The sequence below is a fragment of the Wolbachia endosymbiont (group A) of Pipizella viduata genome, from assembly GCF_964028555.1.
In the GTDB taxonomy this organism is placed as follows: domain Bacteria; phylum Pseudomonadota; class Alphaproteobacteria; order Rickettsiales; family Anaplasmataceae; genus Wolbachia.
On record NZ_OZ034787.1, the window covers coordinates 835,292 to 862,204 of the forward strand.

The 26,913-nt window shown below is 35.6% G+C and carries 23 protein-coding genes, 1 tRNA gene and 1 pseudogene; 9 read left to right on the top strand and 16 right to left on the bottom strand.

Annotated features, from left to right (window positions below; all coding sequences use genetic code 11):
• Position 1: 1 nt before the first annotated feature.
• Entirely contained in the window at positions 2–970 is a 969-nt protein-coding gene (locus ABWU50_RS03960; RefSeq protein WP_353276305.1) for a phage tail tape measure protein, read from the bottom strand.
• 147 nt (positions 971–1,117) lie between these two features.
• Between ABWU50_RS03960 and ABWU50_RS03965 the strand changes: the two are divergent.
• Positions 1,118–2,878, top strand: a pseudogene (locus ABWU50_RS03965) (AAA family ATPase).
• A gap of 12 nt (positions 2,879–2,890) precedes the next feature.
• Here the strand turns inward: ABWU50_RS03965 and ABWU50_RS03970 are convergent.
• Complete coding sequence (locus ABWU50_RS03970; RefSeq protein WP_353275360.1) at positions 2,891–4,000, bottom strand: hypothetical protein; 1,110 nt, start codon at positions 3,998–4,000, stop codon at positions 2,891–2,893.
• A complete protein-coding gene (locus ABWU50_RS03975) occupies positions 3,966–5,162 on the bottom strand; it encodes a hypothetical protein (protein ID WP_353275361.1) in 1,197 nt (398 codons plus the stop codon). The genes ABWU50_RS03970 and ABWU50_RS03975 overlap by 35 nt, the downstream gene beginning before the upstream one ends.
• Before the next feature lie 349 nt (positions 5,163–5,511).
• Between ABWU50_RS03975 and ABWU50_RS03980 the strand changes: the two genes are divergently transcribed.
• Positions 5,512–7,134 (top strand): recombinase family protein, encoded by a 1,623-nt coding sequence (locus ABWU50_RS03980; RefSeq protein WP_353275362.1) that lies wholly within the window; start codon positions 5,512–5,514, stop codon positions 7,132–7,134.
• On the opposite strand, the gene ABWU50_RS03985 is transcribed toward ABWU50_RS03980, so the two are convergent.
• Entirely contained in the window at positions 7,097–7,321 is a 225-nt protein-coding gene (locus ABWU50_RS03985) for a hypothetical protein (RefSeq protein ID WP_353275363.1), read from the bottom strand. The two genes, ABWU50_RS03980 and ABWU50_RS03985, sit on opposite strands and share 38 nt — an antisense overlap.
• Before the next feature lie 150 nt (positions 7,322–7,471).
• Between ABWU50_RS03985 and ABWU50_RS03990 the strand changes: the two genes are divergently transcribed.
• From ABWU50_RS03990 to ABWU50_RS04015, 6 genes are all read left to right on the top strand, one after another.
• Positions 7,472–9,187, top strand: a complete 1,716-nt coding sequence (locus ABWU50_RS03990; protein ID WP_353275364.1) for an ABC transporter ATP-binding protein — start codon at positions 7,472–7,474, stop codon at positions 9,185–9,187.
• A gap of 397 nt (positions 9,188–9,584) precedes the next feature.
• Positions 9,585–10,517, top strand: a complete 933-nt coding sequence (locus tag ABWU50_RS03995; protein ID WP_353275365.1) for a hypothetical protein — start codon at positions 9,585–9,587, stop codon at positions 10,515–10,517.
• Between the two features lie 348 nt (positions 10,518–10,865).
• Complete coding sequence (gene argS / locus ABWU50_RS04000; protein ID WP_353275366.1) at positions 10,866–12,572, top strand: arginine--tRNA ligase; 1,707 nt, start codon at positions 10,866–10,868, stop codon at positions 12,570–12,572.
• 95 nt (positions 12,573–12,667) lie between these two features.
• Entirely contained in the window at positions 12,668–12,892 is a 225-nt protein-coding gene (locus tag ABWU50_RS04005) for a hypothetical protein (protein WP_264732366.1), read from the top strand.
• The gene (locus tag ABWU50_RS04010; RefSeq protein ID WP_250295924.1) at positions 12,873–13,172 is read left to right on the top strand and encodes a type II toxin-antitoxin system RelE family toxin; all 300 of its coding nucleotides are present in this window, start codon (positions 12,873–12,875) and stop codon (positions 13,170–13,172) included. The genes ABWU50_RS04005 and ABWU50_RS04010 overlap by 20 nt, the downstream gene beginning before the upstream one ends.
• 144 nt (positions 13,173–13,316) lie before the next feature.
• Positions 13,317–13,847: an ankyrin repeat domain-containing protein gene (locus tag ABWU50_RS04015; protein ID WP_353275368.1), complete on the top strand. Its 531-nt coding sequence runs from the start codon at positions 13,317–13,319 to the stop codon at positions 13,845–13,847.
• Between the two features lie 603 nt (positions 13,848–14,450).
• Here the strand turns inward: ABWU50_RS04015 and ABWU50_RS04025 are convergent.
• The 8 genes from ABWU50_RS04025 to rpsD form a co-directional block, all read right to left on the bottom strand.
• Positions 14,451–15,557: an FtsW/RodA/SpoVE family cell cycle protein gene (locus ABWU50_RS04025; protein ID WP_353275369.1), complete on the bottom strand. Its 1,107-nt coding sequence runs from the start codon at positions 15,555–15,557 to the stop codon at positions 14,451–14,453.
• Positions 15,554–16,270, bottom strand: coding sequence for a bifunctional demethylmenaquinone methyltransferase/2-methoxy-6-polyprenyl-1,4-benzoquinol methylase UbiE (gene ubiE, locus ABWU50_RS04030; RefSeq protein WP_353275370.1), 717 nt, complete (start codon positions 16,268–16,270; stop codon positions 15,554–15,556). The genes ABWU50_RS04025 and ubiE overlap by 4 nt, the downstream gene beginning before the upstream one ends.
• A 60-nt stretch (positions 16,271–16,330) precedes the next feature.
• Complete coding sequence (lipA, locus tag ABWU50_RS04035; protein ID WP_264732375.1) at positions 16,331–17,194, bottom strand: lipoyl synthase; 864 nt, start codon at positions 17,192–17,194, stop codon at positions 16,331–16,333.
• Positions 17,187–17,501 carry a 50S ribosomal protein L28 gene (gene rpmB, locus ABWU50_RS04040; protein WP_353275372.1) on the bottom strand — a complete coding sequence of 105 codons (315 nt, stop codon included), beginning with the start codon at positions 17,499–17,501 and terminating at the stop codon, positions 17,187–17,189. The genes lipA and rpmB overlap by 8 nt, the downstream gene beginning before the upstream one ends.
• A 37-nt stretch (positions 17,502–17,538) precedes the next feature.
• The gene (locus tag ABWU50_RS04045; protein WP_341822492.1) at positions 17,539–17,880 is read right to left on the bottom strand and encodes a DUF721 domain-containing protein; all 342 of its coding nucleotides are present in this window, start codon (positions 17,878–17,880) and stop codon (positions 17,539–17,541) included.
• Between the two features lie 478 nt (positions 17,881–18,358).
• Positions 18,359–18,553 carry a Fe-S cluster assembly protein IscX gene (gene iscX / locus ABWU50_RS04050; RefSeq protein ID WP_253308941.1) on the bottom strand — a complete coding sequence of 65 codons (195 nt, stop codon included), beginning with the start codon at positions 18,551–18,553 and terminating at the stop codon, positions 18,359–18,361.
• Positions 18,554–18,583: 30 nt separating this feature from the next.
• Positions 18,584–18,670, bottom strand: a tRNA-Leu gene (locus tag ABWU50_RS04055).
• Between the two features lie 10 nt (positions 18,671–18,680).
• Entirely contained in the window at positions 18,681–19,295 is a 615-nt protein-coding gene (rpsD, locus tag ABWU50_RS04060) for a 30S ribosomal protein S4 (RefSeq protein ID WP_096616967.1), read from the bottom strand.
• 113 nt (positions 19,296–19,408) lie between these two features.
• On the opposite strand from rpsD, the gene ABWU50_RS04065 reads away from it, so the two are divergent.
• Positions 19,409–21,574 (top strand): transketolase family protein, encoded by a 2,166-nt coding sequence (locus tag ABWU50_RS04065; RefSeq protein ID WP_353275375.1) that lies wholly within the window; start codon positions 19,409–19,411, stop codon positions 21,572–21,574.
• Positions 21,575–22,331: 757 nt separating this feature from the next.
• Here the strand turns inward: ABWU50_RS04065 and ABWU50_RS04070 are convergent.
• From ABWU50_RS04070 to ABWU50_RS04085, 4 genes are all read right to left on the bottom strand, one after another.
• On the bottom strand, positions 22,332–22,931 hold the full coding sequence (locus ABWU50_RS04070; RefSeq protein WP_353276354.1) for an ankyrin repeat domain-containing protein: 600 nt from the start codon (positions 22,929–22,931) through the stop codon (positions 22,332–22,334).
• Between the two features lie 63 nt (positions 22,932–22,994).
• Positions 22,995–23,288, bottom strand: a complete 294-nt coding sequence (locus ABWU50_RS04075; RefSeq protein WP_353275377.1) for an ankyrin repeat domain-containing protein — start codon at positions 23,286–23,288, stop codon at positions 22,995–22,997.
• A 39-nt stretch (positions 23,289–23,327) separates the two neighbouring features.
• On the bottom strand, positions 23,328–25,604 hold the full coding sequence (locus tag ABWU50_RS04080) for an ankyrin repeat domain-containing protein (protein WP_353275379.1): 2,277 nt from the start codon (positions 25,602–25,604) through the stop codon (positions 23,328–23,330).
• A gap of 57 nt (positions 25,605–25,661) precedes the next feature.
• Complete coding sequence (locus ABWU50_RS04085; protein ID WP_353276356.1) at positions 25,662–26,846, bottom strand: multidrug effflux MFS transporter; 1,185 nt, start codon at positions 26,844–26,846, stop codon at positions 25,662–25,664.
• Positions 26,847–26,913: the final 67 nt, after the last annotated feature.

Below are 26,913 nucleotides of genomic sequence, written 5' to 3' on the forward strand. Positions count from 1 at the left end.
TTTAATTTATATCGTAAAGTGCGCCACTAAATTGCTCTCTAATTCGCTCCATTACTTCATCAGCAATGCTACGTGTATCTTGCCCAGGGGTTGAATGAATATTAATACTGAAGTGATTATTTTGAGTTTTATTCTCTATAGCTTTACTGTGTGCCGCAATGGAGTACTTAAGAGAATCACTTATAACGTTATTTACAGACTTAACTTCTAGTTTAGACTCATTTCTTTTATTCCACAGATTACTGATTGTTCTAAAGGGCTGAGTAATATTATTCCAAAATTTTCCTACCCAATCAGAAAAAGATTTCCATACAATTTTCACTGATTCCCAGATAGTAACAAAAAAGTTCTTTACCACTTGCCATTTGGTAATTATCAAAGTTGCAGCAACAGCAAGACCGCCAATAACGAGTCCCATAGGATTACTCATTAAAGCAATTGTCAATGCTTTAAATCCAACAATAATTGCTGGAAAAACTGCAGAAAGACCTATTTTTACTAAAGTAATAACAGATCCAAACATTCTCCAAGTAGACAAAAAAGCGAATAAGGAACCTTTTACAAAAGTCCAAGCATAGCCAAGAGATATAGCTGCTATTTTAATGCTAATCAACGCTGTAGTAGTACTCATGATTACTGTAGTCAATACTGGATATTCCTTGGCATAAAGTGCTACTTGTGTAGTTGCTGACCTCAGAAGATTAACAGTAAAATTTAAAGGTGGTAATAATACAGAACCAAGATTCATTCCTACTTCTGCTATTGAATTCTTAAGTAGCTGAAGATTATTTGCTGTAGTATTTGCTCTATTTTCAAACTCTCTTTGCATTGAGCCCTTATATTCCCCGTTTATTAATCGTAAAGATTTTTTGTACTCGTCAAGACTACCAATGAGTAGTGCTATATCGTCTTGATATTCAAGACCAAAGGGACATTTCGTGGTGATAAGTTTTATGTAGGTGATGTACAGGGTAACAAAGGCAAAAGTACTGTAATAGAGTTAACAGGCGAAAAAGCTGGATTATGGAAAGATTTTGCAACGGGAGAAGGTGGTGACATTATCGACCTTTGGGCAACAGTACACGGGAAGAATGCGAAAACAGAATTTCCTGAAGTAATGCTCTCAATAAGTGAATGGCTTGGCATCAAAGAAAAAAATAATATTAGAGATCTATAACAACACCTGACTTGTAGTTGGAACTACTACGATGAAAATAACCAATTGATTGTAATAGTCTACCGTTATGATCCTCCTTTAGAGAAAAAACAGTTTAAACCATTTGATGTTAAAAAACAAAGATTCAAAGAGCCAGAGATAAGGCCACTCTACAACATTCCAGGTATTTTAAAGTCCAATAAGGTTATTCTGGTTGAAGGAGAAAAATGCGCAGAAGCACTTATAGAGAAAGGAATTACAGCTACAACTGCGATGTTTGGAGCAAATGCGCCTATTGATAGAACAGATTGGACTCCGCTTAGAGGTAAACATGTTATCATTTGGCCAGACAACGATGAAGCAGGTAATAAATATGCCAAAAACGCTGAAAAGAAGCTTTTAGAACTTGGTGTTGCATCACTTGCTACGCTTAAGATTCCACCAGATAAACTAAGGAGTTGGGATGCTGCTGATGCTGTACAAGAGAATATAGATATTTTTGACTTCATCGAAAAAAACTCAAGAAAAATAATTATTAAATCACCGCTTGATATTTTTAGCTGGAGTGTGGAGCGTTTTGTAGGTCCAGTACCAAAGCAAAGATTCTTAGTTGAAGGATTATTTCCTTTGGGTGTCACATCTATTTTAGCTGCAATGGGTGATACTGGTAAAGGTATGCTTCTTCTTGACCTAGCCCTCAAGGTTGCAAGTAGCATAGACCAGGTGTGTGGATTTGGCCCACCTGTTACTGAACATGGATCTGTGGTGGTATTTTCTGCGGAGGATGATACAAATGAAATACATCGTCGCTTAGAACGACTTGATCCAAAATGCGAGAGATTAAAATATAAAGATAGGCTATTTATTGTACCACTGCCAAATATAGGAGGATCATTTACCATACTTAAGAATGTTCGCGGTAAAGTTGTAGAAATATCTCCAGAATTTGAGTCTGTAGTGAAACAGCTGAGCAAGATAAAAGATTTGAGGCTCATTATATTTGATCCCCTTGCTTCTTTCATTCATGCAGATTTAAATGCTGATCCAGCAGTAGGGGATTATCTCATGTGTTTATTATCTGATTTAGCATGTAGCACTGGAGCTTCAATAATTACTGCACATCATATGAGAAAGCTGAAGGGAGAAAAGCCTATATCAACAGTAGAGCAAGCACGAGATGCTATTCGAGGTACTTCTGCTCTCGTAAATGGAGTCAGGTGTTCTTTTGCTTTTTGGCCTGTTGAGGATATGACTAAACCAATGATTTTTAGGTCAGTTGGAAAAATTCCAAGACAAAATGCCTTATTTTATGGAGCAGTTGTTAAAGCAAACGGCCTAGCTGATCGTACCATACGTACTTACCTAAGAAATGAAGAAACAGGGCTATTGGAAGACATTACTGAACAATTAAAAGCTCAAAATATTAGCGATAAAGATCTTAAAATATATCTTATTGACTCAATTGCGCGAGCTGCTATTTCAGGACATCCATTTACTCATACAGGAAATGCAGGAATACATAAACAACGACATAGACTACCTGAAATTTTTCATAGTATGGGAAGGGATAGATTAGAGCGTATAGTGCAAGAGCTTTTACAGGCAAAGCAAATAGTTAAAGGAATGGCTAATGGTTCAAAAGAGGATAAATGGCTTGATATTAAAACAGGACCATTTGCACGTGGAGTGGGAAAATTTACTCATGAAGCTGAAAATTTTTAAAATCAGGAAATTCTATTTTTTTATAGTCAAAGTAAAAGGGTTAATCCGATAACCATGTGATGATCTTTGCCAACCAAGTGTTTGTATTACATCATTACGTTCAATACTTAATCCTAATTTCTCAGCCAATGTAGCTTTGATCGTTTTTTGCATCTTGTTTAATGGTTTTCTGATTTGATGTTCTAAATCTGCTTCTAAATTAAGTCCCAAGAGTTTTTCTAACTGATTAATATTGAGAAGTGTATGTTTTTCAGGTGGTAATTCTTTCTCACAGTCATGTAAAAATTGCTTGAACAATATTCGAAAAATATTAAGACATGATACAGCTTTTTTATTTATAACTTCAACGCTATTAACATATACCATACCTTTAACTACCTGTAACTCCAAAAGCTTTGTTGGTACAATTGGTTCAACACGTTTAAGCGAAATATATGAAGCTGGTAAAACTTGCAAAGAAGTATTTTCTACTACCTCTGGTACTCCTCTTTTAGCTGCTTCTTGAAATATCTCAGTTAAAGTCTTAAGCTGACAAAACAGTTCTACCATTCGCACTACATATAGGCTCAATAATAGATTCGGTATATCTTTTTTTAGAGTAATGAGAACTGTTGGATGGACTCTAAGTTTATCTATAGTTAGAAATATTGCATCAGTACAAAAATCAAGGATTATTAGATTTACAATACGACCTTGATTACAAACATAATAAACTCCTTTTTCCACTTTTTCCCACATAAGTCTTGAATCATTCAACTCGGTTTCAAACCAGTCTATGATTTTCTCTATATTTAAGTATATGGATAAGAGATGAAATCTCTGTTTTTGATAAGTATTAGGTAAAATATGACGAGAACAGTTTTCACAAATAGCGTCATCACATGCTTCATCAAAGTCTGGATCAATGAAAATCTCATTGCTACAATTTGGATCAATTACATTTGGCCAATCAAGATGATCTTCTTCACGAGAACAAACAATATAGTACCTTTCTTGCATTTTTATTAATCCAAGATCAAATAAGTATCTTGCTGCTTTAATGTGATTTTGACTTAGATTAACCCAAGAACTATTTAAACTTAAAAGATCAGCAATTTGCTCGTGAAAGGATTTTAAGACCATAAGATTGTTCTATATGTTTCTTCAGTTCCTCTCTTTCCTTTTTATTGAGTGGATGCTCTGAATAATAAACTTCTCCACTTATTTTGAAAGAAAATGTTACCTTTTTGTTTTGGAACATTACTTTAGCTGATTGAATAGATTGTAGTATATTGCCAATAGATGACTTTAAAATATGTAACTCTGGTGCAATAGGATCATACGGCTTTACACTCAAAGTAAGATATGTATTACTATTTTTGAAATAATCTGACTTAAAATTTAACTCAAATATACAAATATTAGGGTCAGAACCCTCTATACATGCTTGAAGAAATTTATGCACTTGTAGTGGAAAGTTCTTATCCTGTATATTTACAAAAGTACATTCGCAGTCGAAATAGCAACTTACAATGCTATTTGCTATTTCGACAGCCTTGTTAGTATTTTTAGCACAGAGATTAACCTGAGTGCCATCAAGAGAGAAATCTAAAATCATCCACTCAGGTTTATGGCCATGAACAACCTTGTTTGAATTAAGTAGTAAATCTATGTCACTTCCTCGGCGTACAAACATATATATCCGATCTTGATGATGGAAAAAACCCTGCAATTGGTTTTCGAACTTTAGTATCTGCTCTACGGCTTCTCGTGACATAAATTCCTTGAATGAAGTATTTATTTGTCTTGGTGATTTCTGTAGAGCAAATGATACGAAACCTCTCTTTTGTACTTTATCAAAGTGATAGACAGATTTTAGAAGTTCACAATTTATGTGAAACAGTAAAAATAACAAGGATCTTTTATCATACTTGGTATTATTTTTTATCAGATACGATCTCATTAACTCTTGAGTAAGGGCAAATCTTGCTACTTCACTGACTGTAGCCTCAAGTTTCGTACGATCAAAGTAGCTAATGAGATAATAGTCAAAAAGAAAGTCAGAGTAACTGGTAAGTATCTTATGTTTTTGTTGAGTGGATCTATCATCATAACCCCCATCTTGAAAAAGCTGCCCATTTAAATGACTTTTAAAGCAATGCTGAAAAATGATGCTCAGTTGTTTACCAGAAAGGGAATCTAACCAAGATTGACGTATATTATAATCCTGAAAACGTTCTAGTAAAAGGTTGACCGGAACTTCTAAATCACTTTCCCAGAATTCGTAACTTGGATGAACATTCATACCATATTAAATAAGCTATATTATACATAATATGACAATTCAAGCAAAGATTTTTTGGACATAATTTTTTCAAATCTTGTATATTTATTAGGGAGAATTTCTTGTTTGCGCGAACTAGACAGCTTTTTTAAATAAGGTGTGCATTAGCTTAGTTTAAAATGGTAAACGTTTTCTTTTAGCTATGGCAATAGAAGTCTCCTAACCTATAAGAAAATTCACAGGAAGAAAAACATGCAAAAGGGAGAGTTGGCTATTTATTGGGGTTATAAACCTAATCGGTTGGCAGATACATATTTGGCAGATGCTTATGAACAATTATTGAAATATAAAATAAAGGAGGTAGAAGAAAATGGTAACGGTAAGCTTGTATGCAAGAGTCTCATCAAGACAACAGGCACAGGAGAATACGATAGAGAGTCAGATTGTAGAATTGGAGCGTCGCATTGGTAGTGATGGACATGAGTTATTAGATGAGCATAAGTTTGTCGATAATGGTTATAGTGGATCAAATTTAGAACGTCCTGGCTTAGAGAGTTTACGTGATAGAGTAGCAGAAGGTAAGATTGATAAGATATATATTCATTCACCTGATCGGTTATCACGCAAATCTGCATACCAAGCGCTCTTACTCGAAGAGTTTAGAAAAGCAGGTTCAGAGGTTGTTTTCTTAAATCATAAATTTGAGGATAACCCAGAATCTAATATGTTTTTAGGAATTCAAGGATTAGTAGCAGAGTATGAACGTGCAAAGATTATGGAACGTAATCGCAGAGGAAAACTTCATGCAGCTAAAACTGGCCGTATCAGTGTAATGAGTAATGCACCTTATGGTTATCGCTACATAGCAAAACATGTAGGTGAAGGAAGTGCTCAGTTTGAGATTAATGAAGAAGAGGCAAATGTAGTACGCAAAATATTTAATTGGGTTGGTCAAGAAAGAATAAGCATCAATGAAGTTATACGTAGACTTAGCGAGATATCGGTAATAACACAAACAGGAAAGGAACGTTGGAAAAGAAGTACTATCTGGAAGATGTTAAGAAATCCTGCTTATATAGGACGAGCAGCTTATGGTAAAACTAAGGCATGCTCGAAGCCACAAGTAAGGAAATCAAAAAAAGGAACTTGTGGTAAACTCAAAAATGGTCATTTTAGTAATGATAAAGAGAACTGGATTTACGTTCCAGTGCCAAAAATAATCAGTGATAATTTATTTGATTCAGTGCAAGTACAGCTAACTGAAAATAGGCAAAGGGCAAGAGCTCGAGAAAGAAAAGAAACTTTTTTGTTGCGGAGTTTAACAGTATGTCAGCGTTGCCAATATACTTATTGTGGTGTATATAGTAGAAATAAACGTTATTCTTACTACCGTTGTTCTGGCTCCAGGTTTAATGGCAACAGAATATGTGACAATAAATCAATACGCACTGATGTATTAGATGCAGTTATATGGGAAGAAGTCAAGAGTATACTAAAAGAGCCAGATAGGATTGCAAATGAATATCAACGTAGATTGTCAGAGAACAAAAAACCTCTACATAATCAAACACGTGAAAAGCAAGAAAGTAAGTTAAGATTAAGTATAAAAAAATTTATAGATAGCTATGCCAAAGGGTTTATAAGCCAAGAAGAATTTGAGCCAAGAATTACAACAATGAAACAGCATTTAAAAGAAATTGAGGAGGAAAAAGAAAAAGTACTTGATCAAAAGAAATTACAACAAGAATTGAGCCTTGTTACAGATAGCTTGAAAAACTTTTCCTCAAGTGTTGAATCAAAACTTGATCTGGTAGATTGGCAGACTAAGCAAAATATTATTAGAATGTTAATTCATCAAATTGAAATCAATCACAATCACTTGTATATAGTATTTCGCATAAAAAGTCTTGCAAACTTTGATCAAAATAGCCATAATAGAATTATGCAATGTTGTACTAGTCGTACAGACACTGGGATCCAGTTTTCCATATAATCTCATCGAAAATGTTGTAACCACTTTCTATGCTAGTTTGCTTGCTTACAAGCAAACTTTTCTGGATCCCAGTGTCTGGGCACTGGGATGACAAAAAAGGGGCTACTCGGATGACAAAGAAATAGGCACTGGGATGACACCTACGCACGCTCACTTTGTCATTCCAGCGTGTGACCAGAAAAAACATAGACCCCAAGTGTCAGCTACTTGAACAACATCACTTTGCTTAAAAATTGCAACGTTTGTACACGGTATGACGTTAGCTATTGTGCTACACCTTTCCCCTTTCCCCTGAAACTAAAATCTATATACTTAACTTTAGAAACTTCAAAATACGATGCGATCTAATATTAGAGAGTTATTTTGCTATATAAAGCCTAATCTATCTTATTTCACCATAGCTTTTATTGCAGTTTTATTTTCAGCCTTAACGATCCTCCTCTTTGGCAGAGGCTTAAGCAACATAATTGATTCTGGCACAGAGCACGATTTTACTACCAAACTATTAGTTGCAATACTTATAGTTTTAGCCATTTCTCTCACTGCATTTACTCGGTTATATTTCATTGGCATTGGCAGCGAGAAAGTTATCGCAAGAATCAGATATGACTTATATAGCAGTATCACTGACTTGCAACCAAGTTTCTTTGAGAACACAGGCGTACAAGATGTTATCTCAGCACTCATTACTGATACCTCTGCGCTGCAATCAATAATAAATAGCAGCCTACTCACCATATTGCGAAATTTTGTAATATTAATTGGCAGTGTTGCCATGTTATTATATACAAATCTGCACCTAACTGCGTATGCAGCCGCAATAGTACCTATACTACTCATTATTATGACCTCATTTGGAAAAAAAGTGCGTAGCTATGCGCGCTTTGCCCAGGATAAATTAAGTGAGCTTGCATCACTTAGTGAGGAAAATTTTCGATCTATAGTGACTATCAAATCGTTTGTACTCGAAGAAAATGAAAAAACCCGTTTTAAGGAGTATTTAAACTCAGTATCAAAATCATACGTAAAATTAGTACTCTTGCGTGCTATTTTAGTAACTCTAGTTATCACGTGTGTGATAGGTTCACTAGTTGTTTTGCTCTTTTTTGGTATTAAAGAAGTCTTAAGCAATAATATAACTATTGGAGAACTCTCCTCATTTGTGTTTTATTCAGCGCTTGCGGCAGGAGCTATAAATAATTTGAGCGATAATATCAGTGATTTACAACGAGGTCTTGGAATAGTAGAGCGTTTATTTGAATTTAAAAATATGAAAAGCTCTATAGCAGATACCAATGATCCTATAAAAATTTGTAGTGTTCAAAAAGGAATTTCGTTTAATGGCGTGACATTTTTTTATGAATCTCAGTCTGATAAGCCAGCGTTAAATAACATATCATTTTCTATAAAGGCAGGTCAAGTAGTATCAATTGTTGGACCATCTGGCAGTGGTAAAAGCACCATTTTAAAACTTCTGCTCCGTTTTCATGATCCAAGCAGAGGCAGCATTACTATCGATGGGCACAATATTAAGTCAATTGCGTTAAATGACCTCAGATTGTTGTTTGGCTTAGTGCCACAAGATAACATAATATTCTCTTGCTCAATAATGGAAAATATACTATATGGCAAACCTGGTGCTGAATATGAAGAAGTGAAGCAAGCAGCTATCAGCGCTTATGCGATGGAATTTATTGATAAGCTGCCTGATAAATTTGATACATTTGTAGGAAAAAGAGGATTAAAACTTTCTGAAGGACAAAAACAACGTATTATAATAGCAAGAGCCATACTCAAAAACCCTCAGGTTTTAATACTGGATGAAGCAACCTCTGCCCTTGATTATAAAAGTGAGAACCTCGTGCAAAAAGCATTAAGCAAGTTAATGCAAAACAGAACAACGATCGTAATTACACACAGACTATCAACTGCACTTAAAACTGACAAGATTATAGTAATTAATCACGGAAAAGTAGAAGAAGTAGGGACTCATGACTCCCTAATAAGTAAAGACGGGTTGTATGCAAAACTGGCGAAGATACAGTGGAATTGAAAGAAAATTTACATCATATCGTTAGTTGATATGCTAGATTTATAATTAAAGTTATTAAATTTTTAATCATTTTAATTTATAATAATCTTATAGTATTTTTTTAAGGATCATTATGACCCATAATTTTTTCATCTTCATGCACTCCTGTAGATACAGCTTGCATAACGGTAAACTTATGGGCAGCTGTGAAAACAATTCTTCATGTGTGATGCATGTGTAGAAGTAATAAACTCTTCTGTGTTAGATTTAAAAGAGGTTAAAACCTATTTTTCTGTCCATCAGTACCAGAGGGTGCTGTTGATATTATATCAAAGTGATGAAGTGTGTACATTATCAGTACACACTTTCACTTTATGGTTAATTTTTTAATAATCTCATTTACCAATGTAGGTACTTTATGCTAGTAAAAAATCTTTCTTGTCCGAATCAGGAAAATACAAATTATATGTATCGGTTGCCATTTAATACGTGCTGTACCAGTGATACATTAGGAATTAATTTTATTATAGATCCATGTGATGATACTGCCAATAAGAGTAAGGTGATCTATAATAAATGTGGTAAAGATCTTAAGTGCGAAATTGATGATGAGACTAAGAATGAATTGAAGAAAAATATTAAGGGTGAACTAGAAAAAGATCTTAAGTGTAAATGTATTAAAGAAGAAATTACTAAAGAAATTGACGAGAGTGGGTGTAATCGAAGGGGATGTGAGAATGCTAGAGAAGATGGTGAATATGTTAATGTAGGTAGTGATGCTAAGCTTTACATAAGAAAAGCATTGGATAAATTTTATCCTGACTTAAGCGCAGAAATTATTGACAAAATTAAAGCTGGGGATTATTATATAGAACAATTTGGTATAAAAGTAACTAACTGTGATAAGAATGGCACAGACTCCAGTTATATCACCAAAAGAGGAAGTATGGATGCATGGTGCGTTAGTATTCCTCCAAGTGATCTTTGCAAAGAATCTTATGATATACTGCAAACTATTAAAGATGATTGGTATGAGAATTGTAAAAATCATATTTTTGATGATGAGGCTCATGTAGTAAGCGCAAAAGTATATTACAAAGGTGGAAACATCGACAAAAATAAGCCAGTGGTAGTGCTTTCTCAAAATCAACCACTGATTATTGCTGACAAGAAAACGCATAAACTTGTAAAAAAAGATGGGACAATAAGTGATAAAACACTTGATGAATGCAAAGAATTTTTTGATAGTGATAAAAGAATAACTAGTTGTGCAGAAGAAAAAGGAGATTGTGAAGTTTGCAAAGAAACAATTTGGGATTTTCAGGATGTAGTAACAGCGTTTTTTATATAAATGATATTTTGAACAGGGAATGGTATAAGCTTATACGATTTTGATACATGTGCCATTAAAGAAAAGACTGCAAGATTAGGCTTTTGCATAACCATATGAAAAACCAATAGCCCATTCTTCTTTGTCATTCCAGCGTTACGCGTTGGAATGAAAGGGCTATAGGTGTCATCCAAGTAGCTGACACGGAGCAACACGTCATACCACCGCGGCCGCTAACGAGTAGCGGAATGACAGTTCTTCAAATTGTCGGTAAACCTAAGTCACTTTAGCTATAGATTACATCAGATAACTCTTCAACTAGCCCCACTTATTCGCTATACTGCTACAAGTCTTATAGCTTTTTAGTTAATGAACATTTTCAAACAGGTTTCCTCTCTAATTTCCAGCAAATTAAATGAGTTGAAGCAAAGGGGTGTCATAAATACAAGTGCGGCAAATTTTATTGTAGAGCCTCCAAGCAATAGAGCACATGGTGATATCTATACAAATGTTGCTATGGTGCTTGCAAAGCATGAAAAGAAGAATTCAGTCGAGATTGCAGGGATGTTAGCAAGAGAATTTAAACCTTTTGATGAAGTTGCAAAAGTGGAAATAGCAGGCCCTGGTTTCATCAACATGCACTTAAAAATAGAAGTATGGCATGGAATTTTAAAACAAATAAATGAGCTGAAAACAGAGTTTGGCACACTAGATATAGGGAACAATCAGGCCATCAATGTTGAATTTGTATCGGCAAATCCAACTGGTCCACTGCATATTGGTCATGCAAGAGGAGCAGTATTTGGTGACGTTTTGGCAAATTTATTGAAAAAAGTTGGTTATAAAGTTACTAAGGAATACTATATTAATGATGCTGGAGCGCAGATAGATACACTAATAAAGTCAGTATATTTGCGGTATAAGGAAGCTCTGGGAGAAAAAATCAGCATTGAAAAAGGTTTATACCCAGGTGAATATTTAAAACCGATAGGGAATGGGCTAGCCAAAAAATATGGCAAGGAGCTTCTAGAAAAGCAAGATAATCAGGTGATTAGAGAATATACTTTAAGTTCTATCTTAGAAATCATAAAGGAAGACATGAACTTACTTGGGGTAAGTCATGATGTTTTTACTTCAGAGTATGAGCTACAAAAAAGTGGCAAAATTGAAGAGAGTATAAAGATATTGTCTGACAAGGGTTTGGTGTATGAAGGGTACCTGGAGAAACCAAAAGGCAAAGAAAGTGAAAACTGGACTTCCAGAAAAGAAATGTTATTTCGCTCTACAAAATTTGGTGATGACGTTGACCGCGCATTGAAGAAAGAGGACGGCAGTTGGACTTATTTTGCCTCAGATATCGCTTATCATTTTGATAAGATATCACGTGGTTTTAATAATATGATAGTAGCAGTCGGTAGTGATCATAGTGGTTATATCAAAAGGCTAAAAGCAGTTGTCTCTGCACTAAGTGATGATCAAGCAAAAATAGAGGTAAAACTGCATAATATTGTGAATTTTTTCGAGAATGGCAAACCTGTTAAGATGTCCAAAAGATCAGGAAACTTCCTCACAGCAAGAGATGTAGTGGAAGAAGTTGGCAGGGACATAACTCGCTTTATAATGTTAACACGCAAGAATGATATGGTCTTGGACTTTGATTTTGCTAAAGTTAAAGAACAGTCAAAAGACAACCCTATTTTTTACGTGCAATATGCGCATGCTCGTGCTCATTCGTTAATGCGTAATGCTCCAAAAGAGCTCCCAACAGCAGATCCTTCACTTTTAAAGACAGATGGGGAGCTCTTCCTCATAAAAACCTTAGCAAAGTGGCCAAATGTGATAGAAACAGCGGCAAGGCTTTATGAGCCACACAGAATTACTTTCTACTTACTTGAAGTTGCAGAAGCGTTTCACGTTTTATGGGGGTATGGCAAGAGTGATTTAAACATGCGGTTCATACTGGAAGACAACTTAAACCTCACCGCTGCAAGAATGTTCCTTGTACAAGCCTTAGCGCACGTCATCGCTTCTGGACTTTCCATCTTTAATATAGAACCTTTGGAAGAGATGAGTTGACTTTTTTTGTGCAAGATTGTTTTTTCAACAAATAGAGAAGTTGACAAAATTAAGTAAAAATGTTATAGTTTGTAGTAGTACTTTTTGGTTAATATATGGCTCACAGTCAAAAAAAGCTCAATGTTAATGTAAGTTTTGACAGTAAATTGGCTCAGTATCTTACAGAAATGGCAGAGATTCAAAATAAAACTATCCCTGAAGTTTTAGTAGATTTAGTGGAAGAAGAGTTCGAAGAAGATGTAGAGCTATCCCAAATAGCTGACGATCGCCTCTCTGAAGGTGAAGAAGAAGTAGAGGATGATGAAAACATCTGGAAATAAAACTTACACTATAAAATTCTTAAAAAATGTTATTGAAAAAGAAATTCCAGCTCTTCCGGCAAAGATTAAATTAATGGTTCAGGAGGCCATAAAGAAACGCCTTACAGTTGATCCTTTTAATCTAGGAAAGCCTTTATGCCATAGCTTTAGAGGGCAATATAGGATAAGGGTTAGCAACTACCGTATAATTTACATCATAAATCATTCAGAACGTAAAGTACTTATTACTGCAGTGGGGCATAGAAAAAACATTTACAAACACAGAAGATTACACAATTAAAAATATAAGAAAGACCTCACCTCGTACAAGCCTTAGATCGCTTCTGGACTTTCTATCTTCAATATAGAGCCTTTGGAAGAAATGAGTTGATTTTTTTGCCATAATACATGATAATTAAAATATTATTGAAGTAGGGGTAAAATTATGACAATGAACTATGAGCAGTGGAAAAGAATGTTAAGCGCAGTTAATGAGAAAGAAGATTTAAGTAAAGACAACGTAATTGAAAAAATAAAAGAGGAATTAAAGGCAGAAGGTAAAGGTGAATATGAAAAGTGGGAAGGGGCCAGTTTTGATGTAGATTACCTATTTGAAATTGAAGATGATACATTAGATGATACATTAATAGCATATGATCGATTTATGTTATTGCATTCAGCTGCTAAAAATGGTCATGCAGATGTAGTAAATGCTCTAATACAAAACGGAGCAAATGTTAATGCAGAAGATAATTTTAAAAGTACTCCTCTACATAATGCTGCTAGAAATGGTCATATAGATACAGTAAAAGTTCTAATAGCAAAAAGAGCAGATGTTAATGCAAAAGATATAGATGGATACACTCCTTTACATTGGGCTACTAGAAATGGTCATACAGAGATAGTAAGAATTCTCATAGCATATTGCTTGACAATATGGTCTAATTGTTATCTAGATTCCAGTGTCACGCGTTAGAATAACAAGTGGAGTGTCTGTAGGTGTCATTCTAGTCTGGAATCCAGTTTTCTTTACAAATTCACCAAAAGTGCTTCATTCTATAACGCAAAACCCATACTCACCAAACCCAATGCATTACTTGCAATTAAGTTTCCTGGGTCCCAGTGTCTGGGCACTGGGATGACAAGAAAGAGGCTACTTGGATGACACCCTGACAACCGTCATCCCGCTACGTGTTAGCGGGATCTAGAGATACCGTGACGGTATGACGTAGGACTGCTGTCATACCGCTACGTGTTAGCGCCACGCACAACTGTACGAACGTTGTAGTTTGGGCCACCAGTGGGCAGTGCCCAGACACTGGGATCCAGCTTCTATGCAACTTAATTAAAAACGTTTGTTTTAGCGTAAGAGAACTACCTTTAGCTCATCAGCTCAGTTATAAGCAAAATTTCTGGATTCCAGACTGGAATGACACCATTTGCTGTGCAATTTACCTTCAAAAATGAATGTTCATACAGCTATGCATAACTCTTTCAGATTTCATAATATCTCTTGCCACTCATCTGAACAGATACCCATTTTGGAGGGATACCAATAATAGTTGTGAGCGGGTGACCACTAGTCCACAAGCACAACACGCTCACGAAACTTTAATGCGATAGCTTGATTTCTACTGAAAGACAGCATTATGCCAAGTGCGATGCTCGAAGATAAAAGAGAAGAACCACCATAGCTAAGTAGTGGCAGGGTTATGCCGGTGGTGGGAAAAACACTCAATGTTACCCCTGTGTTTATTATGAATTGTGTGATGAATTGAATTGAGATACCAAGAATCACCAATAGATTGAATAATTCATTTTCTCTATATGCAACGTAAAGCAAGCGGGCGGAAATGATGCCAAATAACATCAATGTGGCTAAGCACGTAATCAAACCAAATTCTTCTGCTAAAACAGAAAACACAAAATCTGTATGACAATCAGGAAGAGAGGTTTTTACGCTACCTTCACCAGGTCCAACTCCAGTTAATTGACCTCTTTTGAATGCTTCTAATGATTTTGTGACTTGAAAGTTATCGCGTTGCGTAAAAAAGACAAAATTGTAAATCCTTTGCTTTATATGTGGGAGGCATAAGTAAGCTATTGTAGTTCCAGTTGTGGCCATTCCTATTATGCATAGAAAGTATAAAAGTGGTATACATGCAATAAACATTTGACCAATAAAAGAATATGTTAAAAGCATGGACATACTGAAATCAGGTTGCAAAAGTAACAACACAAAAACTAACAGAAATATTATGATTGATATGTGCATTTTAAACTTCATTCCGCTGGCTAAGATACTAGCTATAACAACAGAAAAAAATGGCCTTACGAACTCAGATGGTTGAACTGAAATTTTGACAATATGTAACCATCGTTTCGCACCTTTTACCTCTATACCAAGTATTATCGCAGCTGCCACTAAAATAGTAAATAAAATGAAACCTGCGAATGAGAGGTTAAGTATAGTTCTTGTGTTGAGAAAAGAAAATGTCACCAGGGTAATTAGTGACAGGACTATATAAATTGTATGGCGCCGTATAAAATAATCTTGTGGTAAAGAAAGACGCTGCGCAATTACAGGGCTTGCTGAATAAACAAGAATGAAGCTTATAGTGAGCAAAAAAAACACTGGAAGGATGAGATAATAATCCAGCGTTCTATACCAGAATTTAATATTCATTTTGTTCCAATGTGTAATGCCACTATTCCATAGCTCATATTATGAAACTCAACATTCTTAAAGCCTACCTCTTCAATTTCCATTTTAAAATCAGCCTGAGTTGGAAACTCTCTAATGCTCTTCACTAAATATTCATAAGAACTCCTGTCTTTAGCAACTATGCTGCCAATTTTAGGAATTACTTTAAATGAATATAAGTCATAAAGTTTGGTAAATATCTCATTTTGATAGTGCATAGGGGCAAATTCTAAGCAGATAAATTTTCCATGTGGTTTTAATACCCTGTGCGCCTCATTTAAAGCCTTCTTGCGGTCAGAAACATTTCGAATGCCAAAAGCTATTGTGCAATAATCAAATTCGGAGTCTTCAAATGGTAAACTTTCTGCATTCGCACATACCCAATCAAAATTAATTTGGTTTGAATTTATAGCTTTATCACGTCCTCTGCTTAGCATATTCTGATTTATATCGCATACTGTAACCTTAGCACTTGGCTCTTTTCTTACTATTCTTATTGCTATATCTCCAGTTCCTCCAGCAACATCTAAAATCTTAGAGTTTTTTGTAAAATACACACTATTTACCATCTTATCTTTCCATAATCTGTGCATTCCGAGGCTCATTATATCATTCATGGTGTCGTAGCGACTTGCCACGGAATCGAATACCTCTTTAACTAATTGTGATTTCTTCTCGATTTTTATAGTAGACATTACGTAAAGTCGCTCAACTCCTTTATAATTAGTAAAAATTAATTTGAATTAACACAAATGTCAACGACAGGCCTTGAGCCTGTTGAAATCTTCTTCAGCGTGGTATGATGACCGAGTTAGTGGGCTTGATGCAACCACTAAGAAACCTTTGGAGTAAGCAACGTATTTATAATGCTCAAATTCCTCTGGGGTAACATACCTATCAAGTTTTGCATGTTTTGGAGTTGGTTGTAGATATTGACCAATTGTAATAAAATCAACCTCAGCACTGCGCAAATCGTCCATAACCTGAAGTATTTCCTCTTTTGTTTCTCCAAGACCAACCATAAGCCCTGACTTTGTGAAAACTTTAGGATTAATCTGCTTTACCATCTTCAACAAATATAGTGAATGAAAATAGCGAGCTCGTGGTCTTATTTTTGCATACAATCTCGGCACTGTTTCAATATTGTGGTTATAGACATCAGGTGATGCAACAGCAATTGCTTCAAATGCTCCTTTCTTATTTAAAAAATCAGGAGTTAAAATCTCTATTGTTGTTTCTGAAGTTATCTTTCTAATTTCTTCTATGCACTGTATAAACTGATTTGCGCCACCATCTGGTAAATCATCACGATCAACAGAAGTAATGACAACATGTTTTAAGTTTAACTTTTTTATCGCTTTTGCTAAATTTTCTGGCTCATGAGGGTCTAGTTTATCAGGAATGCCAGTTGCAACGTTGCAAAATGCACAAGCACGAGTGCAAACAGAACCAAGAATCATCACAGTAGCATGACGTTTATTCCAACATTCACCAATATTTGGACATGCAGCTTCTTCACATACCGTATGTAAGTTATGCAGTTTAACGATGTTTAAAGTTTCATTGAATACTTCACCGGTCGGAGCTTTTGCTCTGAGCCATTGAGGTTTGCTATGCATCTGAAACGGCTAACTCTACCTCTTGCTTTACTAAAACTTTTTTCAACCTTCTTTTTATCTTCTGCGCTTTTTCACTTAGTTTAATCGTTCTTGTGTTGAGCAAAAAAGCATCTAAATCACCTTTGTAATCTATAGTTCTCAAAGTTCTTGTTGCCACACGAAATCTAAACTTTTTATTCAATATATCACTTGTCAACGTAACCTTATGTAAATTTAAAAGAAAGGTACGCTTTGTTTTATGATTCGAATGTGATACCTTATTACCAAAAGATTTTTTTCTATTTGTTAATTCACAAACTCTACTCACTTCAATATACCAAATTATTCTATGTACTTAGATTACCTTATATAGTCAAATAGTCAATACTCTCTTGCTTAATTTTTATACCATATACTGCTTTGTAGCCAAAAAATATCGTAATTTTTTCTATTATAAGAGAAATCATATGCTGAATTTCTAATGCTTTACTGCCATTTGTTACTACTAGATGCAATACACCCGAATTTACATTCTGTGCATATGAGATCTTTTTCGGTTTTGTACACTCTGCTATTTCTTTCCCTACTATATTTCGCCAGTTTAAAATCAGACGTATTTCATTTTTGCTAATCTTATTTTTCATGCATTTTAATGCGTAATTTTCAATTATAGACTTTATTTTTTTTGGACCGCTACGTTTGAGCATTTTTCTGTTTTGTTTCTAGTATAACTAAATAAGTAAGGTTTACTACTACATTGGATTTCCTCAGTGCCAAATCCAAGTAGTTAACACTGGGATGACAACCTTCTAACTACTTTACAAACCTCTAGCCTTACACCGTAAAAAGCAGTATTTTTATGTAAAATTTATCTCAACGTAGCACTTGTCAGGCAAGTCGTAATCACGTTCCATCCAAAAATTTTTGTGCTGCCATCTTTGCCTCATAATTAACCTTCTAGCTGTTTTAATTGTAATTAGTTAAATTATTATTAACCTGAGTGAATTTTAAATTAGATTTAAAAAGTACAGTATTGTCTAAAATGAATGATATACGGTGTCCGAATTTTAGACTCCTTCTTTTTTGTTGTCATCCCAGTACTTGATACTGGGATCCATTTTTCTTTTTTTTCTGGATTCCAGCGTCACGCGCTAACTTTTAATAGCGATAGTTATTTCTTATTTGTTAAGATCTTTCCTCAATCCAAGCTGCTTGAATGGCTTCGAGTATTTTCTCGTTACAGCGTTTTTCATCATCATCAAATTCCTCTAAACTCAAGACCTTTTTTTTAAGCTCAGTGAATCTGATATTAATTATATTCTCATCTGGAAATTTTTCCTCTAGAGCTTCTACAATATCTTCTATATCAAGCCATTTCATACTTTTTTGTATTTATCTGCTAAGTTAAATTGGTGCCCATGGGGAGACTTGAACTCCCAAGGTCGCAAAACCCACGGATTTTAAGTCCGCTGCGTCTACCGATTCCGCCACACGGGCTTTTTTTTATCTATCTAGAGTAAAACTCTACTACTAAATTGACTTCCATGTCTGCTGAATAAGGAACCTCAGAATATTGAGGTGACCTCAAATACTTCACTGAATGCTCTTTACTATCTGTCTCTAAATAATCCGGAGCCTTGCGCTCTTGTTTTTGTTCAGCCTCTACTACTACAGGGATTTTTGCTGCCCTTTCTCTTATTTTTATTATATCACCTGGTTTCACTCGATAACTCGATATGTTGACCACCTTATCATTAACTGTAACGTGCTTATGAGATATGAGCTGCTTCGCTGCATAAATTGTTGGCACAAGACTAGAGTGGTATAAAACAGAACTGAGCCTTGATTCTAAAATACCGATAAAATTATCAGCCGTATAACCCCTTCTGTTATAAGCATCTAAAAATGTACGTCTGAGCTGCTTACTTGAAATCGCATAGTAAAACTTAAATTTCTTATGCGCAGCAAACTGCTTACCAAAGTCGGATAACTTCTTGAATCCAAGAATACCATGTTGACCTGGAGGGTATTTCCTTTTGTTTACTGGGTCTTTAGCTCTACCCCATAAATTTACACCAAGTCTACGGCTAATCCTATACTTTCTAGTGATAACAGTTGTCATATAAAAACTCTCACGATTTAACTTTAGATTATTAAGGATTTTAGCACTCAGTGTCAACTTGTTTTTGCTGATATAATCTTTTATACTTCATTTTTAAGTTTTTCTATTAACACATGAATCATTCACATTTGGAATCTATGGCAAACGCCATCCGTTTTTTATCAATTGATGCAATACAAAAAGCAAACTCTGGACACCCAGGTATGCCACTTGGCATGGCAGATGTTGCAACTGTTTTGTTTGCTAAATATCTGAATCATAATCCTGATGATTCTAAATGGTTCAATAGAGATCGCTTTGTTTTATCAAACGGTCATGGGTCAATGTTACTATACTCAATATTATATTTGACAGGTTATACTAGCATAGATGAGCTAAAAAACTTTAGGCAAATGGGATCCAAGACCCCAGGTCATCCAGAGTTTGGCTTGACTTCCGGGGTAGAGGCAACAACAGGCCCGCTCGGTCAGGGGTTTGCCGCTGCTGTTGGCATGGCACTTGCTGAATCAATCCTTAAAAAGCAATTCAGAATCAATCACTACACTTACGTAATGCTAGGGGATGGCTGTCTTATGGAAGGAATAAGCCATGAAGCAGCATCACTTGCTGGGCATCTTAAATTGAATAAATTAATAGCCCTTTTTGATGATAATGATATCTCTATAGATGGCGCTACTTGCCTTTCCTGCTCTGATGATGTAGAGAAACGCTTCTTAGCGTATGGATGGAATGTTGACAAAATTGATGGCCATGATTTTGATGCCATATCCCTTGCAATAGAGCAAGCAAAAAAGTCTGATAAACCTACAATGATCTGCTGCAAAACTATTATCGGAAAATTTTCAAGCCGTGCTGGCACATCCTCTGCTCACAGTGGTGCTTTTTCGGAGGAAGACATCAAACAGATGAGAGAGAAATTAAACTGGAATTACGAGCCATTCCATGTGCCAGAAGATGTGAAAAACGCCTGGATGAAAACTGTTGAGAGAGCAAAACAAAATTACAATTCATTGTCATTCCAGCATGTGACCAGTGAAGAAGAAAAAGAATGGATCCCAGTGTCAAGCACTGGGATGACAGAAGAGAATGCTGGTATGACAGAAGAGAATGCTGGGATGACAGGATATCATGCAGAACTTCAAAGGCGACTAGATGAGCGTCTGCCAGATAACAGCAATTCGGTGTCATTCCAGTGCTTGACACTGGAATCCAGTGAAAATAAAGAACTTCAAAGACGGTTAGATAAACGTCTACCAGACAATATCGATAATGTTTTGGCTAACTTGAAGAAACAAATACACGAGACAATGCCAAACGAAGCTACACGTTCTTCTTTCGGCATGGTAATGGAACTTTTAACACAACATATGCCGGAATTAATCGGCGGTTCTGCTGATCTTACTGGGTCAAATTGCACTAAATATAAGCACATGCAGGTAATAGATAGTAATAATTATAGTGGTTCTTATGTCCACTATGGAGTGAGAGAACACGCTATGGCAGCATGTATGAATGGTATGGCACTTCACGGCGCGATTCTTCCTTATGGTGGCACTTTTTTGGTATTTTCCGACTACTGTCGTCCTGCTATACGTCTTTCAGCTTTGATGAAACAGCAGGTTATCTATGTGATGACTCATGACTCAATTGGAGTGGGAGAAGATGGCCCAACTCACCAACCAATAGAGCATTTAGCCTCTCTTCGTGCTATACCAAATCTATATGTTTTTAGGCCAGCCGATGCAGTTGAAACTCTAGAGTGTGTTAGCATTGCACTCGAAAAAAAAGAGTCACCTGCACTGTTTGCGCTCTCAAGGCAAAACGTAAGTTACATGCGCAAATTCTATTTTGATATCGATCAATCTGCTAATCTATCGAAGTTTGGTGCATATATTTTGTGTGAATGTTCAAAAGAATTAAAAGTGACAATATTTGCTACGGGGTCCGAGGTTGAAATTGCAGTTGAAGCAAGGGAGAAATTGCAGGAAAAGGGTATAGGTACAAGGGTTGTTTCTATGCCATGCTGGAGGCTTTTTGATGAGCAAAGTGATGAATATAAAGCGGCGATATTAAATAATGACAGCATTAAAGTTGCAATTGAAGCTGGAAGTGAAATGGGTTGGCATAAATATATAGGTTCAAACGGTATATTTATTGGCATGAAAAGCTTTGGAGAATCAGCACCTTATAAAACACTTTATGAGCATTTTAATATCAGCGCCGATCACGTAGTAAAATGTGTGTGTGAATTTTATCATTCCACTGTATATATTCAATAGAAACCACTTGACAAACTCTGCCAGCCCTTTATCATGAAACTGAAGGTATTCAGTTATCTTCATCTGTGCAGATTAAACAGCAAGAAAACAACGTAGTTGGCGTCTTATTTTTAACTTTTTGCACTATGTGCACCTTATGTCTTCACAATACTTCTAGGTTTTTACCTATATAAGATGAAACGCGCTTATAAGTCGTTTAAGGCAGTATAGTACGCCAATTTGCAGGATTAGAGAGTGACAACTAGCTAACACGGGATTTTTTTGCCTTTTTTTCTGCTTAGTAAATTTCTTAAACATTTAAACAAAGGTGAGTTGCATTTAAAAGCAGCTAAATTGCAGTGTTTAAGACTTAAAAAACGCCAATACTGAAAGTAGACAATGACTAGGGCTTCTTTTGCCTTTTTTTTCGTTTGGTAAATTTCTTAACGTTTGTAGCTAAAGTAACTTAGGTTCACCGACAACCGTCATCCCGCTACTTGTTAGCGGGATCTATGCTAAGAGATACCGCAGCGGTATGACGTAGGACTGCTGTCATTCCGGTGCTCCTTTTTTTGTCATCCAAGTAGCTGACACTGGGATCTAGCCTTTATTATTTGGTTGAAATTAAGTCTTCTGGATCCCAATGTCAGCTACTTTCATGACATCATCATAAAGTAAAATGAGATCCCAGTGTCACGCACTGGGATGACAGGAGAAGGAGGCTACTTAGAGAGGATGTCATTCCAGCGCGTGACGCTGGAATCTAGTAAACCTTTAGCTATATTATGTCATGGTCTCCTGAACTATTCGGTGGTTCTAACACAACTGGTTGGTCAGATTCAGATGATGATTGTATTGGCTCATCAGACCCAAACAACCATGAAAAAAACCCACCAAAAAATGATGCAATTAATGAAAAAGGCTTCATAAGTATACTAAACAAACTACCAAAAAAAGAGCTCGGCTGTTCTTCTGTTTGTGAAGTTGATAATCCACCCACTGAACCATCATCAGGGTTTTGTGCGTTTGTTAATAGAGCTTTTATTTCCTCGTTAATACTAAAATCGAAAGGAGTCCTGCCATCTTCATCTTTTATATTAACATTTGCCTTTGCTTTTATTAGGGCGTCTACTATTTCTTTGTTGTTATTTCGAGCAGCAAAATGTAAAGGAGTCCATCCACTATTATCTTTTGCATTAACATTGATGTCTTTTGCTCCCAGTAGAGCGTTCAATACATTTATGTCTATGTTGTCCTTTTTAAAAACCAAATGTAAAGGAGTATCTTTATTGCTATCTGCTAAATTAACATCAATTCCCCCTTTTCTAAGTAGAGCGTTCAACACATCTATATCTATCTTGTCCTTTTTAAGAGCCAGATGTAAAGGAGTCCAGTTATTTTTATGTTCTACTGAATTGACATTTGCTTGTTCATTTAATACTCACTGCACATCGCCTTTTGCAACAGCCAAATGTAAAGGATTCCATCCATATAGATTCACTAAATTAACAGGACTTGCTCCATTACTTAATAGAATTCCCATCACCTCCAGATGGTAGTTTTCAGCAGCCAAATGTAAAGGATTCCATCCTCTATTATCTTTTGCATCAACATTTGCCCCTTCACCCAATAGGGCTTTTACTACATCTTTTTCGCCATTTAGAGCAGCCCAATGTAAAGGAGTATTTCCAGAATTATCTGTTGCATTAACCTGTGCTTTTCCTTCTTCAACCAACAGATTTTTTACATCATCAATATTACCGCTTTTAGCAGCCTAAAGCAGTTTACCATTGGCCTCTCTTACGCTTTGCAATAGATTTTGTATTCCTTTATCAGTGGCTGAATTGAAAGGAGTCTCTTCTTTATCATTTTGTGCATTAACATTTGCCCCTTTATCCAATAGGGCTTTTACTACATCTTTATGGTCATGGTTAGCAGCAAAATGTAAAGGAGTCCATCCACCCTTATTTTGTGCATTAACATTTGCCTTTTTATCCAATAGGGCTTTTACTACATCTTTTTTGCCAGTTAGAGCAGCCCAATGTAAAGGAGTTTTTCCAGAATCATCTGTTGCATTAACCTGTGCTTTTCCTTCTTCAACCAACAGATTTTTTACATCATCAATATTACCGCTTTCAGCAGCCTCAAGCAGTTTACCATTGGCCTCTCTTACGCTTTGCAATAGATTTTGTATTCCTTTATCAGTGGCTAAATTGAAAGGAGTCTCTCCTTTATCATTTTTTGCATTAACATCTGCTCCTTTTTCTAACAGAGTGTTTACTATATCCGTATAGCCCTTTTCAGCAGCCCAATGTAAAGGAGTACTTCCATCTTTATCTACTGCATTAACACTCGCTCCTATAGTTATTAGAGATCTTACTTGATCAACATCACCATTTTTAGCAGCATCAAGTAAAGCAGCATTTTTTAGTAGAGAGTATGTTTCATTGTTTAAATTAGCGAATCCACGTGTTTTATTAACATCTGCTCCTTCCTTTATTAGAGCTTTTACTACATCTACACGAACGTATTCAACAGCCAAATATAGAGGAGTCTTTCCATCATTATCTTTTGCATTAACATCTGCTCCTTTTCCTAACAGAGTGTTTACTATATCCGTATAGCCCTTTTCAGCAGCCCAATGTAAAAGAGTCCTTCCATCTTGATCTGTCAGATCAACATCTGCCAACTTACTTAATAGAAGCTGCACTATATCTGTGTATTTATTATCAATAGCCCAATCTAAAGGAGTTTTTCTATTTTTGTCTGCTATGTTAATATTGATCCCTTTTGCTTCTGAAAGAACTTCTGCTACATCTACATGACCGTATTGAAGAGCCAAATATATAGGAGTCTCTCCCCTATCACTTTTTGCATTAACATCTGCTCCTTTGCCTAATAGAGTTTCTACTATTTCTACATAACCCTTTTCAGCAGCCCAATGTAGAAGAGTCTTTCCGCGATCATCTTTTGCTGCAACATCAACTTTTTCTGTTGTTAATAGCACCTTTACTACACCTTCATGACCATTGTAAGCAGCCTGAAATAATGCCCGAAAATATTCATTAACATCGATTTCTGCTGTTAATAGCACTTTTACTACACCTTCATGGCCATTTTCAGCAGCTAAAACTAGTTGCTCAGAAAGAGTTTTAACATCTATTTCTGTTGTTAATAACGCTTTTACTACACCTTCATGGCCATTTTGAGCAGCCAAATATAATGCTTGAGGATATGTATTAACATCTATTTCTTTTGCTGTTAATAACACTTTTACCACACCTTCATGGCCATTTTGAGCAGCCCAACATAAAGAATTCATTCCATAAAAACTTTCTACTGCATTAACATCTGCTCCTCCCTTTAATAGAATTTCTACTACACCTTTATGGCCATTTTCAGCAGCAAAATGTAAAGGAGTCCGATTTATACCAAATGCTCCTGCATCAACATCAGCTTTTGCGCCTATTAGAGCACTTACTATATTCGTATAGCCATTTAGAGCAGCAGAATGTAAAGGAGTTTTTCCAGAATCATCTGTTGCATTAACATTTGCTCCTCCTTTTAATAGAATTTTTACTACATCTTTGTGGCCATTTTCAGCAGCAAAATGTAAAGGAGTATTTTCAGAATCATCTGTTGCATTAACATCGATTACATCTTTTCCCAATAGGGCGTCTACTACCTCTTTATAGCCAGTTTCAGAAGCAAAATGTAAAGGGGTCTTTCCAGAATTATCTTTTGCATTAACATTTGCCCCTTCATCCAATAGGGCTTTTACTACATCTTTTTTGCCAGTTAGAGCAGCAAAATGTAAAGGAGTCCATCCATCATTATCTTGTGCATTAATATCGATTACGTCTGCTTTTAATAGAACTTCTACCACTTCTTTATGGTCATTTTCAGCAGCCAAATGTAAAGGAGTCTTTCTATAATCATCTTCTGCATTAACATTTGCTCCTTCACTTATTAGACGTCTTACTTCATTAATATTACCGCTTTTAGCAGCCTGAATTAAATCATTACCTATATCTTCATTTACATTACTCATCCCACACCTCCTGTAAAATTATATTATCACGGCAAAGCCGTTAATAATCTATGACCTTTATGTTCCTGGATCACGCAAATAATGCCCGTGTTTTTCAGTATATTTGAGCAGGCTGTACATAAGAATTGCAATTGTAGAGCATATTATTGTTAATAGTAAATTCGGTAAAATGCCATAGCGAAAAAATTTTCCTACTATATATATTCCAATAGCCCCAAACATCATATTGCAGAATGAGAGGACTGCACTACCAAGCCCTATACCTTTGATCGTTTCTAAAGCAGAAGTTACGTTATTGCTGATTACTAATGCAAGCCCAATATTGGCTGGAATCCAGGCAACTTGAAGAATTAATATATTTAACTTGTCCGCGAAATAAAAATATACCAATAAACTATCGGATATTATCGGTAACACCAAACCTATTATTAGCATTTTGCTCACCCCTACTTTTGGTACATACCTTCTATTAATTAAAGTTCCAATTATGTAAAATATGACTATGATCGATATGAGGTAGCCAAAATACTGTACTTCAATGCCCATTGATTCAAATATGAACGGGTAGTTAGCAACATATGCCCAAAGCCACATGAAAGTTAATCCATGAATGGCTGAAAACCCAAGGAAACGATAATTTCTAAATATTGATATATATTGCTTGAAGATATTAGTAGTTATGTTAGTTATACTGGTTTCATTTTTATTCACAATGAGTGTTTCTTGTAACTTAAAGTAAATAAAAATAAGCATAGCAATTGCCGCAAGTGATATAATAAAAAACAAAAATTTCCAACTATACCCATGTAAAATTATATAACCGCCCACCACTGGAGCTATTCCAGGTGAGAGTGCCACTACCATATTTAACTTTGAAATTACTCTCGAGTATTCACTACCCGAGTACATATCCCTTATTGCTGCATACCCAACAACACCTGCAACACCAGCCCCTGCTCCTTGTATGAAGCGAATTAGTATCAAGAGCGCAATACTGTCGGCTATATAACACATGATACTTGCTAAAGTAAAAATTGTCATACCAATCAGCATCATTGGACGCCTACCATAATGGTCCGATAATGGACCATAAATTAATCCAGATACTGCAAATCCAACTAGATTCAAGCTAATTGTAAGCTGCACTACACTGCCTTCTACTTTAAAATAATTGGCAATGCTTGGTAGTGCAACTGAGTATAGGTCAGTTGCCATATCGACAATTGCTACAGACAATATCATAATAAGAGAGATGATATTTTGCGAAAGAGCTGTTTTCACTTAATGATTTACTGGATTAAATATACTT